Source organism: Pseudonocardia lacus, from assembly GCF_018531445.1.
GTDB lineage: Bacteria > Actinomycetota > Actinomycetes > Mycobacteriales > Pseudonocardiaceae > Pseudonocardia > Pseudonocardia lacus.
Genome location: NZ_JAHDTH010000068.1, coordinates 1 through 13,739 on the forward strand (window position 1 = coordinate 1; position 13,739 = coordinate 13,739).

Genomic DNA, 13,739 nt, shown 5'->3' on the forward strand with positions numbered 1-13,739 from the left:
GCCAGTGGAACCGGCGCCCAGCCGAGCGACCTCGGCCGAACTGTCACACCCCACCACCAGAATCAACCGCGCAAGACCGGCCCCGACCGGTCACGATCACCTCCGGATCCGGGACGAAAGATCCGGGCTAGCCAGTATCAACCGTCAGCTACGCAGGAGACAAGACCACGAGCATCCCTTCCAACCCGGTCGAGCGTCCCGTCCGCAGTGAGGAATGATCATTCAGGCATGCCAGATTTGCTCTCGCCGCCCAGAAACGGATCAAGGACAGCGGGCTGATCCGGAAGCCGACCAAGTCCCTAGCCGGCGCGCGGACGCTGCACTTCCCGGGTTCGCGATCGAGATGTTGCACCGCCGGCGCTCCGACTCCGGTGGTCGAGGCACACTCTTCCCCGACACCCTCGGCGGCTGGTGCGACCCGTCGAACACCCCTCACAATCTGCACAAACGCCCGCGCCGCGGCGGAGTTCGCCTGGGTGACGAGGCATGTCTCCGCAAGACCGCGGCCACCGAACTGGAACACGCGGGGCTCGGCCCGCCAGATCGCCGATCAACTCGGTCACGCTAAGGTGTCCGTGACCCAAAGACCGCTATCTCGGCCGGCGCGCTACCAGTCGAGAGGCAGCCGAAGCATTGGATCGCGCACGAGCAGAAGGAGGGCCGAGAGTAAACGGCACCAAGCGGTATGTGGATCACTGCCAAGATCAGACTAGAACGCTCTGACCTGAGAAGGAAGCTCCTCCGGTTGGACTCGAACAACAACCCTGCGATTAGCTGTTCGAGTTTCGCGATCACTGCTGGCCTATCGCGAATACGGCTGTCTACCTGCAGTCATGGCACAGCACATTCGTGAACACTTGCCGCCATCGGCGACTGGGATTGGCTGTTTCAGGTGGGATAAATGTGGCTTCGATCATGAACGCGGCCTGTGTCAGTGGCGCGGACCCGGCGCCCGGTTGCCCAGGTGGACAAGCGCGGGTCTGGTGCTTCGCCTGGCCCGACCGTGCCCGCTCGATCCGGACGTGCCGCTTCCGGCGCTTCCGAAGCCGGACGTTCACCGGCTGATCGTCTGGTCCGCGGCTCAATCCGGCTCTCGGGCTCACTCGGCTGCCGTCGGCGCGACCGGCCTGGGCCCGGCCGGCACGGCGAGGAGTGCCGCACGTCCGGCTGCCCGCCGCCGATCACCCAAGCGCGGACCACACCCGATCGCCACGCGAACTGACCACGCTCGCCGGAGCCCCTGGGCAGCCGGAAGGCCAGCCGCATGGCTGGGGTTGACACGGCCGTCGCTAACTCGGCGCGGTGGTCGGCCGCGTAGAGGAAGCTGCGCTCGCCGCCCGGCGGAGCGGGGTCCCCGCGCCTCGACGTCGGGTCGGTCAGCTCTCCGCCGGGTCGTCGGGCGTGGTCCCGCGGCCGCGGGTCGAGCGGCGCGCAGGTGGCCGCGGGCCTGCAGCGGGCGATCGGTCGCGGGATGCGTCGGTGCCGGGCGCCGGTCTGCTCGGGAAGCGCCGAGGCCGGCGTCGGCTCGCCGAACACCGACACGTCGGCGTCCGGCACGCGCAGCACCACGGCTCCGGGAGCGCAAAGGTCACCGGTTCGGCGTCCGCGGAACCGGCCCAGGCCCCGGCGATGGCCGAGCCCCGGCAGTGCGGGCGCGACCAGCTCCGTCGGTCGGACGGCCAGACCGCTCGGCCTCTCGCGCTGCAGTGCGATGAGCGTGCTGCCGGGTCGCCCGGGCTGCGGCCAGCGCGCTCGGCGGCCGACCGGCTGGCCTGGCGCTGTGCAGTCAGCTCGGCCAGCCTGCAGCCGAGAACGACGGGTTGGCGGGAGCGGCTCACGCAGGCAGCGACGTCCGGCCGTTCGGCCGCCGCCCGGCCCGACGTACTCCGACGGCAGCAGCAGCGCCGCGCCGAGCAGCTTGACCGTGACGCCCAGCGTAGAACCAGGACCCGCACGCCAGGGTGAAGCGCGTGTCGGGGTTGAGCAGCCTGTGCAGCCGCAGACCGGCCCGGCCGCCGCTCTCAGAAGTCGTGCCCGACCACCAGCCTCACCTGCTGGTCGACACGTGATCGGAGCGGCGTGATCGTCGGCGCGTAGACTCGAACGGTAAGCATCGACCCGGATGCAGAAGGAATCAACGGATGGTTGCAGATCAGGCGCAGGCAGGTGTCGCCGAGCGCATTCTGGAAACGGCCATCGACGAATTCTCCGCGCACGGCTTCGCGGGCGCCCGGGTCGACCGGATCGCAAGCAACGCAAAGGTCAGCCCACGCTCCCTCTACTACCATTTCGGCAACAAGAGGGATCTTTACGTCGCGGTGTACCGACAGCTCCAGTCTGAGCACTTCACCGATTTCCTGCAGCACGTCAGCACGGACGATCTCGCCGGGTTGCTGCTGGCCAACCTGGACCGGGCGGCCAGTCCGCGGTGGCGGCGGTGGGCTCGACTGAGCATGTGGGAAGCACTGCAGCCGACCGGCGTGGGGGCTCACGAGTACGATTCGGTAAACGGCGACCTGGTCGCATTTCGTCGCGCCCAGGAAGAGGGCCGACTGGATCCGTCGTTGGACCCGCACCTGCTTGCGCTGGCGTTCACCGCGATCACGTTCTTCCCGTGGATGGTGCCCGGCGAGGTGATCCGCACGGTCGGACTGGAGCCGTCGGACCCGGAGTTCGTCGACCGGCAGACCCGACTGGTGACCGACCTCGTGGCACGCCTGCAGGCCGCCGTCGACCGGCCCGACGCCGCCCACCGCACCAGCACGGGCTGACCCCCCGAGGGCTCGCCCGCTCACCCTGCGCGATCAGTCGTTCGCGGGCCTCACCAGGTCATTGACAGTAAGGGAAAACTTCCTTACCGTCGCTGCCGCTGGTGCCGGGGCGCCGAGCCGGTCCGAGGACCGGCCGTCGGCCGCCTGCGGCGACGGCCCGACCGCAAGGAGGCGGCGATGCCGGAGAGCAGGACGCTCGGCCGACTCGTGGCAGAACACGCCACGAACCGCGGCGACGCGGAGGCGCTCGTGTTCGGGGATTCCCGACTGACCTACGCGCAACTGCTGAACGCAGTCAGGCGGACGGCAAAAGGATTTCTCGCACTGGGCGTGCAGCGCGGCGACCGCATCGCCGCGTGGTTGCCGAACTCGGCCGAATGGGTCGTGGTCGACCTCGCCGCGGCTGCCATCGGGTGCGTTTTCGTCGGGCTGAACACGTGGTACACCGCGCCCGAACTGGAGCATGCGATGCGCGACTCAGGCGCTTCCGTGCTGGTGGTCACCAGCCGGTTCCGCCGTCACGATTACGAGTCCGAGTTCGCCCGGTTGCGCGCCGACGCGACCGCAGGCGATGGCGCGGTTGTCGGCGGGCTGCCGGCCCTCGCCCACGTCGTGTCGTTCACTGACGGATTCCCGGGTGCCACCACGTCGATGGCGGACCTGCGGGCCGCGGGCGACGGCCTCGACGACGACCGCTGGTGGGCCGCGATCGACGCAGTCCAACCGGAGGACCCGGCGAATCTGCTCTACACCTCGGGCAGTACCGCCCGACCGAAGGGGGTCGTGCTGGTGCACCACGGCCTGATCGAGAATGGTTTCTCGATCGGCTCGCGCCAGCACTTCCGCCCCGACGACCGGGTCTGGTTCGGCACTCCGCTGTTCTTCAGCTTCGGCTGCGCGAACGGCCTGATGGCCACGCTCAGCCACGGCGCGGCGCTCGTCTTGCAGGACGACCTCACGCCCGCCGCGGTCGTGGAGACGATGCGCACGGAGAAGTGCACGGTCTATTACGCGAGCGGCAACGTCACGATGGCGCTGCTGGACATGCCCGACCTCGACGCGTCCTCGCTGTCCCTGCGCACCGGCCTGGTCAGCGGCTCGGCCACGGTCCGGGCCGTGGTGGAGAAGCTCGGCATCACCGAGGCGTGCAACCTCTACGGCCTCACCGAGACCTACGGCAACTGCACGGTCACCGACGCGAGCGAGCCGCTGGACGTGCGGGCCACCTGCAACGGCACGGCGCTGCCGGGCAACGAGATCCGCATCGTCGACCCCGACACCGGCCGGGTGCTGGGCCCGGAGGAGGAGGGCGAGATCCAGGTCCGCGGCTACGTCACCCCGGGCTACTACAACGACCCCGAGCGCAACGCCGTCACCTTCACCGAGGACGGCTTCTTCAAGACCAGCGACCTGGGCTTCATTGACCGCGCCGGCCAGCTGCACTGGATCAGCCGGCTGGACGACATGATCAAGACCAGCGGGATCAACGTGGCCCCGGCCGAGGTCGAGGAGGTGCTCGATCGCGAGCCGCGCATCCGGCGCAGCTACGTCGTCGGGCTCCCGGACGAGTCCCGCGGGGCGATCGTGGCCGCGTTCATCGAGTTCGAGGACGGCCAGGAGATGACCCTGGAGGAGGTCCGCGAGCACTGCGCCGGGTCGCTGTCGAGCTACAAGCTGCCCCGACTGATCGAGGCGATCAGCTACGACCAGGTGCCGTTCACCCCCACCGGGAAGGTCCGCAAGAAGAGCTTCCGGGAGAACTTCCTGGCCCGGACCGCGGCGGGGAGCTGACCGTGGCCGGGACGGGACCCCTGCGGGGCATCCGGGTGTTCGACATGACGGTCTTCATGGTCGGCCCGTGGGCCTCGATGCACCTGGGCGCGCTGGGCGCCGACGTCATCCACGTCGAGCGCCCGCTGTCGGCGGGCAGCGGCATCCCGGAGATCCCTCCGCAGGTCAACGGGATGTCCGCGGGCTACATCGCGTGGAACATGAACAAGCGCGGGATCGCGCTGGACCTGAAGTCCGAAGCCGGGCGGCGGCGCGCGGTGCAGATCGCCGGGCAGTGCGACGTGTTCCTGGTCAACATGCGCACCGGGGTCGCCGAGCGGCTCGGACTGGGCTACGACGAGCTCAAGGCCATCAACCCGGGGCTGGTGTACTGCTCGATCACCGGCTGGGGCCGCACCGGGCCGCTGGCCGACGAGCCGGCGACCGACGTCGTGGTGCAGGCGGTCAGCGGGTTCTGGTCGGCGGCCGGCGCCGAGGGCGCGGCCGGTGAGTTCCACCGCCACTACACCCAGCTCGACGCCACCACCGGCAACGCCGCCGCGCAGGCCGTGCTGATGGGGCTGCTGGCCCGCCGGCGCACCGGGCGCGGCACCCGGATCGACATCACGATGCTGCAGTCCGCGGCCGGGGTGCAGGCCCTGCCGCTGGGCAGCTACCTGGCCACCGGGCAGTCGCCGCAGCCGTCCGGATCCGCGTCCGGGGTGGCCGCGCCGGACGAGGCGTTCGGCTGCCGTGACGGCCGCTACGTCGGTGTCTCGGTGCGTACGCCGGGCCAGTGGACGAGCTTCTGCGCGGCCCTCGGGAAGCCGGAGTGGGAGGCCGACCCGCGCTTCGCCACCAACGCCGACCGGATGGCCAACCGGGCCGAGCTGCGCGCGCTGCTCACCGCGGAGTTCGCGGCCTACCCGCTGGACTACTGGTTGCTGCAGTCCCGCCGCCACCGGGTGCCGGCCGCGCACCCGCGCGGCTTCGAGGAGATCCGCCGCGACGTGCAGGTCCGCGACAACGGCTACCTGGTCGAGATGGAGACCCCTTGGGCGCGGGTGACCACCGGCGGCCCGCCGTGGCGGTTCTCCCGCACGCCCGCGGCCTGGCACTCGCCGACCCCAGGCATCGGGCAGCACGACGCCGACGTCGACACCGAGTTCGGGGTCGCCGCCAGCGACCCGGCGGTGCTGCGGTGACCGCGCCGCTGCACGGGACGACCGTGCTGGAGCTGGCCGAAGGCGTGGCCGGCCCGTACCTTGGCGAGCAGCTGGCCATGGCCGGCGCCGACGTCGTCAAGGTCGAGACCGGCGCTGGCGACTGCAGCCGGGGCTGGGTCCCGCTGCTCGACGCGGGGCTGAGCGGGCCCTTCGTGGCGCTCAACCAGGGCAAGCGCTCGATCCGGGCGGACGCCGCCGACCCGCGGTTGATCGCCTGGGCGGACGTCGTCATCACCGACGACACCCACCCGGGCGCTGGGTGGTTCGGCGGCCCGCAGGGCATCGGTGCGGCGAACCCGCGGGTGGTGTGCTGCTCGATCTCCGGCTACGGGCCCGACGGCCCGGCCGGCGGGGAGGCGGGCGGCGACCTCCCGGCCGAGATGGCGTCCGGCGCCAGTGCGTCGATGGGCGAGCCGGGCGGCCCACCGGTCCGGATGCCCGACGGCTACCCGTCGGCGGTCGCCGCGGACTACGCGGTGCAGGCCGTGGTCGCCGCGCTGCTGGAGCGCGAGACGTCCGGGCTCGGCCAGCTGGTCGACGTCTCGCTGCTCGGCGCCATGATCACCATGCGCTCGACGCTCTGGGTCGCGCACTCCGACCCCGACGAGTGGTGGGGCTTCCACCTCGACAACGCCGTGAAGCGGCCCTACCGGGGCCATCGCACAGCCTCCGGCCAGGCGTACATCTCGGTCGGCGGCCAGGCCTTCGACGACGGGCTCGCCGACCGGCTCGGCATCCCGGAGATCGGCGACGACCTGCGCTGGCCGCTGGCCCGCGCGGAGGGGATCAACCCAGGGTCCCGGCACACCGACGAGCTGGCCGATCTCTGGGTGGAGCCGCTGTCCCGGTTCACCGTCGACGAGCTGCGCGACCTGCTCGCCCCGTACGGCGGGCAGGTGCAGCCGGCCAACACCTACCCGGAGCTGGTCGAGAGCCCGGCGGCGCAGGCCGTGGGGCTGGTGCGCGAGTTCGACCAGCCCGGGGTCGGCCGGGTGCGCGGGATCGCCGCGCACTGGGAGTTCGACGGCGCGAAGCCGCCCCCGCTCGGCGGCGCGCCGCTGCTGGGCGAGCACACCGAGCAGGTGCTGGCCGAACTGGGCGGGCCGACCGGCACCGCACCCGACGAGGAGGGGTGAGCGATGGACCTGGGCAACGTGCACGTGGTGATCGGGCGCGGCCGGGTCGGTGACGCCGTCGACCTGGCGGTCGAGGCCGAGCGCCTTGGCTTCGGCGGGGCCTGGGTGCCCGAGGGCGCGGCCGGGGCCGAGGCGTTCAGCACGCTGACCGCGGTCGCCCTGCGCACCGAGCGGCTGGAGCTGGGCACCGGGATCGTCAACCCGTTCGCCCGCACGCCGTCCACGCTGGTGCAGTCGATCTCGACGGTGGCCGGCTGCGCGCCCGGCCGCACGCTGAACATCGGGCTGGGCGCCAGCAGCCGCTACGTCGTGGAGAACCCGCACGGCACGCCGTTCAGGCAGACCGTGGAGCGCACCGGGGAGACGATCGCCATCGTCCGGGCGGCGACGCGGCAGAAGTCCGTCGACTTCGACGGCGAGGTCTTCCACGTCCGCGACGTGCGGTTCGTCCCGCCGCCGACCGGCCCGGTGCGGCTGTTCGTGGCCGGGCTCGGGCCGAAGATGCTGGCGCTGACCGGCACCGACGCCGACGGCTGGCTGCCGATCTGGCCGTCGCGGCGGTCGTTCGACGTGCTGCGCGCCCCGGTGGCCAACGCCGCTGCCGCGGCCGGGCGGCCGATGCCCGCGGTCGCCGCGTACGTCTACACCCACGTCGGCCCGGACGCGGAGGCCTCGCTCGCGTCGCTGCGCCGGGCGCTGGCCTGGTACATGGTCAGCGCCGGCGCCGGCTACCAGGCGATGTTCCGCCGGGTCGGCTACGGCGACGTGGTCGACGAGGTCAACGCGAAGTGGAAGGCCGGCGACCGCGAGCGCGCCCGGTCGGCCGTGCCGCGCGCTGCCGTCGAGGACATGTGCCTGTCCGGCGACCCGGCGACCCTGCCCGAGCAGATCGCGGCCTTCCACGCCGCCGGCATCGAGACGATTGTGCTGCAGTTCCCGCCCGACGTCGGGGTGCCCGAAGTCGCCGAGATCGTCGGGCGGGTGGCCGGGGCAGCCACCCCGGCGGTCGCGGGGAGGTCGTGATGGCCGACCTGCGGCGGCTGTCCGCGCTCTGCGGCGAGGTCGCCGTGGTGGGGGTGGGCGAGACCGACTACGGCACGGACTACGTGCGCACCCGCCGCGGCGAGAAGCCATACGACAGCTACGGCTACGCCGCCCTCGCGCTCAACCGGGCGCTCGCCGATGCCGGGCTGACCAAGGACGACCTGGACGGCCTGATCGTCGGCGGTCCGATCGCCTACGAGCGGATGGCCGAGATCGCCGGGATCGAACCGGGCTGGTCGGGCTCCGGCGACGCGCCGACCTCGGTGACCCAGGCCGTCATGGCCATCACCGCCGGGTTCGCCGAGACGGTGGCCATCGTCTACGGCAACGACCAGCGCACCGCCGGCACCGCGTACGGCGGGCCGCAGGCGATGGGCGGCGAGGCGATCCTGTCCTACGTGTACTTCGCCCCGTGGGGGATGACCTCGCAGGGCGCGCTCTACGCGATGATGACCCGGCGCTACATGGAGGTGCACGGGCTCGAACCGCACGAGCTCGGCCAGGTCGCGGTCGCCCAGCGGGCGTTCGCGGCGCTGAACCCGAACGCGGTCATGCGCAGCCCGATCGACATCGACGACTACCTCGGCGCCCGCTACATCGCCGAGCCGCTGCGCCTCTACGACTACTGCCTGATCAACGACGGCGGCGTGGCCATGATCCTGACCACCCGCGACCGCGCCCGCCGCGGCCCGAACCCGCTGGTCACGGTGGCCGGGTTGGGCCGGGCCGACGAGAACATCGGGGCCACCACGCTGCGCCCGCGGCTGGTCACCTTCTACCACGAGGGCCATGCCAAGGTCCGCGAGCAGGTCTACGGCACCGCCGGGATCGGACCCGGCGAGGTCGACGTGCTCGGCGTCTACGACAGCTTCAGCTGCCACGTCCCGTACGCGCTGGAGGGGATGGGGTTCTGCGAGATCGGCGACGCCGGCAAGTTCCTGGTCGAGAAGGGCGTCGGCCCGGGCGGCGCGATCCCCACCAACACCTCCGGCGGCCACCTCTCGGAGAGCTACATGCAGGGTTGGAACCACCAGCCGGAGCTGGTCCGGCAGGCCCGCGGCACGGCGGGCGAGCGCCAGGTGCCGGACGTGCGCCACACGCAGTTCGTCTCCGACGTCGCCGGCAACGTCATTTCGGTCGTCTACCGGAGCGAGCGGTGAGCGCGCCGGCGCGGCCCGCGCCGCGGCGCGGGCTCTACGACGACCCCTTCTGGGACCACGTCGACCGGCGCGACCTGCGGCTGCAGAAGTGCACGGACGACGGGACCTTCCGCTACCCACCCGGCCCGGCCTGCCCGACGTGCCTGTCGCTGGACTGGTCGTGGGAGCCGGTCAGCGGGCACGGGTCGGTGCTGTCCTGGGTGGTCTTCCACCGCCAGTACTTCCCCGAGTTCCCCCCACCCCACGTCGTCGTGGCCGGGGAGCTCGCGGAGGGACCGATCCTGATCGCCGACCTGGCCGGCGAGCTGCCCCCGGAGATGTCCGCCGGGACCCCGCTGCGGATCCGCTACGACGCGGCCACCGACCCCGACGGCCGCGAGCGCACGATCTTCCGCTGGGAGATCGGCCCGGCCTGAGCAGTACCGCACGGCGCATCACCCCTGAACCTCGGTCCAACGGTGTATTGAGAGGTCACCCATGCCCGCAGCACTGCGCATGGTCCGGTCGTCCCCCATCGCCTACGTCGACAACGCCCGGTTGACCCGGTTCCACTGGGTGCTACTGACCGGGATCGTGCTGGCCCAGATCCTGGACGGCTACGAGCTGGTCACCCCGTCCTACGCGCTGCCCGGGATCGGCAAGGACTTCGCCCTGACCGCTGGCGCGCTCGGGCTGGTCGGTACCATCCAGAACCTCGGCCTCCTGCTCGGCGCGCTGATAGCCGGCAACCTCGGCGACCGGGTGGGCCGGCGCACGCCGCTGGCCCTGGCGGTCACTCTGTACTCGATCGGCGCCCTGATCTCCGGGCTGGCCCCGAATTCCGAGATCCTCATCCTGGGCCGGATCATCGGCGGCATCGGGATCGGCATGCAGTACCCGGCGATCTTCACCCTGATCGCCGAGTTCGTCCCGGTGCGCTACCGGTCCAAGGCGATGCCGACGATGCTGTTCGCGACCGGGATCGGCACCGTGGTCGGCGGTCTGGGCGGGGTGTTCCTGATCGCCCCGCTGGGCTGGCGGGTCGGGTTCCTGGTCGGCGTCCTGCCTATCGTGCTGCTGCTCTGGGTGTGGCGGTCGTGCCCGGAGTCGGTGCGGTTCCTGCTGCTGGTCGGCAAGACCGAGCAGGCGCACGCGGTCGTGCAGCGCATCGCCCGCAGCCAGGGCGAGCAGGTCGAATTCGTCGCCGAGCCCGTGGTCACCGCGACCGCGCAGGCCGCGCCGAGCACAGCCGAGATGGGCAGGCTGCTGCGCCGCCACCTGGCCCCGCTGGTCGGGCTGACGCTGACCATCTTCTGCATCAACCTGTCCAACTTCGGCGCGGCGACCTGGATCCCGAGCCTGTTCATCGCCGGCGGCGCCACCGAGCTGCGCAGTTACCAGCTGACCCTGACCAGCGCGGTCATCTCCACCGTCCTGGCGGTGATCGTCTCGATGGCGTTCCTGGACGTGGGGCGCGAGCGGCGGTTCGGGCTGGCAGCGGTGTGCGCGTTCGGCGCCGTGTGCTTCGGCTTGTTCGGCGTGTCGTTCCTGCTCAATTGGGATCTGATGATCGCGGTGGTGCTCAGCGCGCTGTTCGCGATGGCCGCGAGCGCGGCGAACGTCTACTACTACACGCTGGCCACCGAGCTCTTCCCGACCGCGGTGCGCAGCCAGGCGGTCGCCTACGCGACCGGCTTCGGCCGGCTCGGCGCGGTGCTCGGCCCGGTCGTGCTCGGCCTCCTGCTCGGGGCGCTCACGGTGCCCACGGTGATCTACATCTTCGCGGCCCCGATGCTGCTGGCCAGCGTCTTCGCGCTGACCCTGATCCGCGGGCGCACGCGCAACACCAGCCTCGAGGCATCCTCCGGCGACGAGGCGCTTGTCGAGACCGAGAAGGCACCCGAGCAGGAGGTCAGGTGAGCGAGGTGCGCGGCGAGGTCGCGATCGTCGGAGTCGGGCACACCGAGCAGGGCGAATTCCCGGGCGTCTCACCGGAGACGCTGTCCGTGCGGGCCGTCCGCGCGGCCCTGGACGACGCCGGGATCGACCGGTCCGCGGTCGACGGCCTGATCACCTGCAAGTCGATCCAGGGGCTCAACGCGGACGTCACGGTCGGGCCGCTGCTCGGGATCAGCCCGCCGTACTCCCAGACCCTCGACTACGGCACCTGCAACTTCTCGCTGCACCTGGCCGTGCAGGCCATCCTGTCCGGGCTGGCCAGCACGATCGTGCTCTGCTACGGCGCCAACGCGCGCACCGTCCGGTTCCCGTTCGGGGCCGCGCCGGCCACCCTGGCCGGCGCGGCCGGGCTGATGCACATCGCCGGGCCGGCGGCGATGGCGCTGCAGCGGCACAAGGCGCTCTACGGCACCACCGACGAGCAGTTCGGCTGGATCGCGGTCTCCGAGCGGGAGTGGGCGGCCAGGAACCCGCTGGCGATCTTCCGGGAGCCGATGACCATGGACGACTACCTGGCCATGCCCTACATGGTCGAACCGCTGCGCCGCCCGGATGTGACGATGCTGGCCGACGGCGGGGTGGCGCTGGTCGTCACCACCGCCGAGCGCGCGGCCGACTTCCCGCACGACCCGGTGTACGTGCTGGGCATCGCCGAGCAGAGCGCGATCCAGGGCGAGCAGCGACCCGGCTACGTGATGCGGCCCTGGCTGGCCGACGTCGCCACCCGGATCTGGGGCACGACCGGGCTCAAGCCGTCGGACATCGACGCGCTCTACATCCAGAACCCGACCGCGGTGTGGGTGTTGCAGATGCTGGAGGCGTACGGCTTCTGCCCGGAGGGAGAGGCCGGGCCGTGGCTGGCCGAGGGACATACCCGCCCCGGCGGCGACCTGCCGCTCAATACCAACGGCGGCCAGCTCTCGGAGAGCTACATGTGGGGCTGGCTGCACATGGTCGAAGCGGTGCGCCAGCTGCGCGGCGACGCCGGTGAGCGCCAGGTGTCCGGCGCCGAGGTCGCCATGTACTGCTCGACCCAGGCCTGGGTGAAAGGAGGAGCGTCGATCCTGTCGACGCGCACCTGATGACCACCACCTACGACAAGCCCCTGCCCGACGTCGACGACCCGGACATGGGCCCGTTCTGGGCTGCCACCCGCCAGGGCCGGCTCACCGCCCAGCGCTGCGCGGACTGCACCACGTTGCGGTTCCCGGCCACCCCGGTCTGCGGCACCTGCCTGTCCGAGGACACCGGGTGGGTCGACGTGTCCGGGACCGGCACGATCTGGAGCTACGCCGTCTACCACCGCGCGTTCCACCCGGGGTTCCGCGGCGAGCTGCCCTACGTCGTGGCGATCGTGGAGAACACCGACGGGCTGCACTACACCGGCCGGGTGTTCGGACCGCGCTCCGCGGTCGCCGTCGGCGCGCCGGTGTCGGTGCGGTTCGACGCGGTGACCCCGCAGGTCAGCCTGCCGTCGTGGGTGGTGGCGGGCTGATGGCGACCGGGTGGGTGCCGTTCGCGGAGCTGCCGGTCGTGCCCGGGACCGAGGAGCACCACGCGTGGGACGTGTGGGGCCGCGACGACGAGCTGGGCGCGCTGAACCTGGTGGGTCCCGAGCAGGTCCGCGCGGCCTGCGGGCTGGTGCGCAGCGGCACGGTGGTGCCGTTGAACCTGCCGCTGGACGAGCCGAAGCCAGGGCTGTTCCCGTCGAGGGAGCCGTTCCGGCACGTCGTCACGGCCAGCCGGACCGGCCGCGACGACCGGGTCGACGGGCTGTACCTGCAGGGGTCGAGCCAGTGGGACGGGCTGCGGCACATCCGGTTCCGCGAGTTCGGCTACTGGGGCGGACGCCAGGAGGACGACCTGGACGGCTCGGGTGTGCTGGGGATCGACCGCTGGGCCGAGCACGGCATGCTCGGCCGCGGGGTGCTGGTCGACCTGCCCGGTCACCTCGGCCCGGATCTGGCCCCCGACCAGCGGCTGGGCGTCGGCCCGGAGCTGATCGAGGAGATCCTGGCCGCCCAGGGCGTGCAGTTGCGCCGGGGCGACTTCCTGGTCCTGCGCACCGGCTGGCTGGAGTGGTTCCGCGGCTTGCCCGAGGCCGAGCGCGCCGAGCTGGTCGGGACCGTCGGCCACCCCGAGCACCCGCTGGCCTGCCCGGGCCTGGCCGCCGGCCGGGACACCGCCGCGTACCTCTGGGACCGCGGAGTGGTCGCCGTCGCCGCCGACAACCCGGCCATGGAGGCGCTGCCGGTCCAGCGCGACGTCGGCTTCCTGCACCGCAGGCTGATCGCCCTGCTGGGACTGGCCGTCGGTGAGTTCTGGCTCCTCGACACGCTGGCCGCGACCTGCCGCGCACAGGGCAGCTACGAGTTCCTGCTGACCTCGGGAGTGCTGCCGCTGCCGTCCGGCGTGGGCTCACCGTCGAACGCGTGTGCGGTTCTCTGACGGCCGGCACCTGGGCCGGACGGGCACGAATGCTGCTCGATCCGAGATTGGCCACCTGGGCGTGGCCTGGTTCTACGATGACGCCACCGGCGAGAAGCGTCCGTCACATCGGACGTCCACGTCGGACCGGAAGGCGAGATCATGCACGGGCGTTCGGCGTGGCGCGAGCGGTTGAGCCGCTACAGCTGCATGGCCCACGGCACGTCGTAGCCGATCACCCACGCCGTGTACGGAGCCACGACGGAC

11 protein-coding genes are annotated in these 13,739 nt (G+C 71.8%); all 11 read left to right on the plus strand.

The annotated features are described in order from the left end of the window. Positions 1-2,141 precede the first annotated feature (2,141 nt). The 11 genes from KIK08_RS16295 to KIK08_RS16345 all read left to right on the plus strand — a co-directional run bounded on the left by KIK08_RS16295 (position 2,142) and on the right by KIK08_RS16345 (position 13,493). Complete coding sequence (locus KIK08_RS16295; RefSeq protein ID WP_214404006.1) at positions 2,142-2,771, plus strand: TetR/AcrR family transcriptional regulator; 630 nt, start codon at positions 2,142-2,144, stop codon at positions 2,769-2,771. Between the two features lie 177 nt (positions 2,772-2,948). Then, positions 2,949-4,562 (plus strand): AMP-binding protein, encoded by a 1,614-nt coding sequence (locus KIK08_RS16300; RefSeq protein WP_214404007.1) that lies wholly within the window; start codon positions 2,949-2,951, stop codon positions 4,560-4,562. 2 nt (positions 4,563-4,564) lie between these two features. Continuing rightward, the gene (locus KIK08_RS16305; protein ID WP_214404008.1) at positions 4,565-5,746 is read left to right on the plus strand and encodes a CaiB/BaiF CoA transferase family protein; all 1,182 of its coding nucleotides are present in this window, start codon (positions 4,565-4,567) and stop codon (positions 5,744-5,746) included. After that, positions 5,743-6,903, plus strand: coding sequence for a CaiB/BaiF CoA transferase family protein (locus KIK08_RS16310; RefSeq protein ID WP_214404009.1), 1,161 nt, complete (start codon positions 5,743-5,745; stop codon positions 6,901-6,903). The genes KIK08_RS16305 and KIK08_RS16310 overlap by 4 nt, the downstream gene beginning before the upstream one ends. Positions 6,904-6,906: 3 nt before the next feature. Further along, positions 6,907-7,926: an LLM class flavin-dependent oxidoreductase gene (locus KIK08_RS16315; protein ID WP_214404010.1), complete on the plus strand. Its 1,020-nt coding sequence runs from the start codon at positions 6,907-6,909 to the stop codon at positions 7,924-7,926. Beyond that, on the plus strand, positions 7,926-9,107 hold the full coding sequence (locus KIK08_RS16320; protein WP_214404011.1) for a thiolase family protein: 1,182 nt from the start codon (positions 7,926-7,928) through the stop codon (positions 9,105-9,107). Before KIK08_RS16315 ends, KIK08_RS16320 begins: the two co-directional genes overlap by 1 nt. Next, positions 9,104-9,523 carry a Zn-ribbon domain-containing OB-fold protein gene (locus KIK08_RS41745; RefSeq protein ID WP_214404012.1) on the plus strand — a complete coding sequence of 140 codons (420 nt, stop codon included), beginning with the start codon at positions 9,104-9,106 and terminating at the stop codon, positions 9,521-9,523. Before KIK08_RS16320 ends, KIK08_RS41745 begins: the two co-directional genes overlap by 4 nt. Before the next feature lie 61 nt (positions 9,524-9,584). Next, on the plus strand, positions 9,585-11,006 hold the full coding sequence (locus KIK08_RS16330; protein WP_214404013.1) for an MFS transporter: 1,422 nt from the start codon (positions 9,585-9,587) through the stop codon (positions 11,004-11,006). Further along, positions 11,003-12,127 carry a thiolase family protein gene (locus KIK08_RS16335; RefSeq protein ID WP_214404014.1) on the plus strand — a complete coding sequence of 375 codons (1,125 nt, stop codon included), beginning with the start codon at positions 11,003-11,005 and terminating at the stop codon, positions 12,125-12,127. The genes KIK08_RS16330 and KIK08_RS16335 overlap by 4 nt, the downstream gene beginning before the upstream one ends. Further along, positions 12,127-12,540 (plus strand): Zn-ribbon domain-containing OB-fold protein, encoded by a 414-nt coding sequence (locus KIK08_RS16340; RefSeq protein ID WP_214404015.1) that lies wholly within the window; start codon positions 12,127-12,129, stop codon positions 12,538-12,540. Before KIK08_RS16335 ends, KIK08_RS16340 begins: the two co-directional genes overlap by 1 nt. After that, positions 12,540-13,493, plus strand: coding sequence for a cyclase family protein (locus tag KIK08_RS16345; RefSeq protein ID WP_214404016.1), 954 nt, complete (start codon positions 12,540-12,542; stop codon positions 13,491-13,493). Before KIK08_RS16340 ends, KIK08_RS16345 begins: the two co-directional genes overlap by 1 nt. The last annotated feature ends 246 nt before the right edge of the window (positions 13,494-13,739 follow it).

Excerpts from the sequence above, each read along its gene's own strand:
- KIK08_RS16295 (WP_214404006.1), top strand. The coding sequence starts at position 2,142 with ATGGTTGCAGATCAGGCGCAGGCAGGTGTCGCCGAGCGCATTCTGGAA.
- KIK08_RS16300 (WP_214404007.1), top strand. The coding sequence starts at position 2,949 with ATGCCGGAGAGCAGGACGCTCGGCCGACTCGTGGCAGAACACGCCACG.
- KIK08_RS16315 (WP_214404010.1), top strand. The coding sequence starts at position 6,907 with ATGGACCTGGGCAACGTGCACGTGGTGATCGGGCGCGGCCGGGTCGGT.
- KIK08_RS16320 (WP_214404011.1), top strand. The coding sequence starts at position 7,926 with ATGGCCGACCTGCGGCGGCTGTCCGCGCTCTGCGGCGAGGTCGCCGTG.
- KIK08_RS16330 (WP_214404013.1), top strand. The coding sequence starts at position 9,585 with ATGCCCGCAGCACTGCGCATGGTCCGGTCGTCCCCCATCGCCTACGTC.
- KIK08_RS16340 (WP_214404015.1), top strand. The coding sequence starts at position 12,127 with ATGACCACCACCTACGACAAGCCCCTGCCCGACGTCGACGACCCGGAC.
- KIK08_RS16345 (WP_214404016.1), top strand. The coding sequence starts at position 12,540 with ATGGCGACCGGGTGGGTGCCGTTCGCGGAGCTGCCGGTCGTGCCCGGG.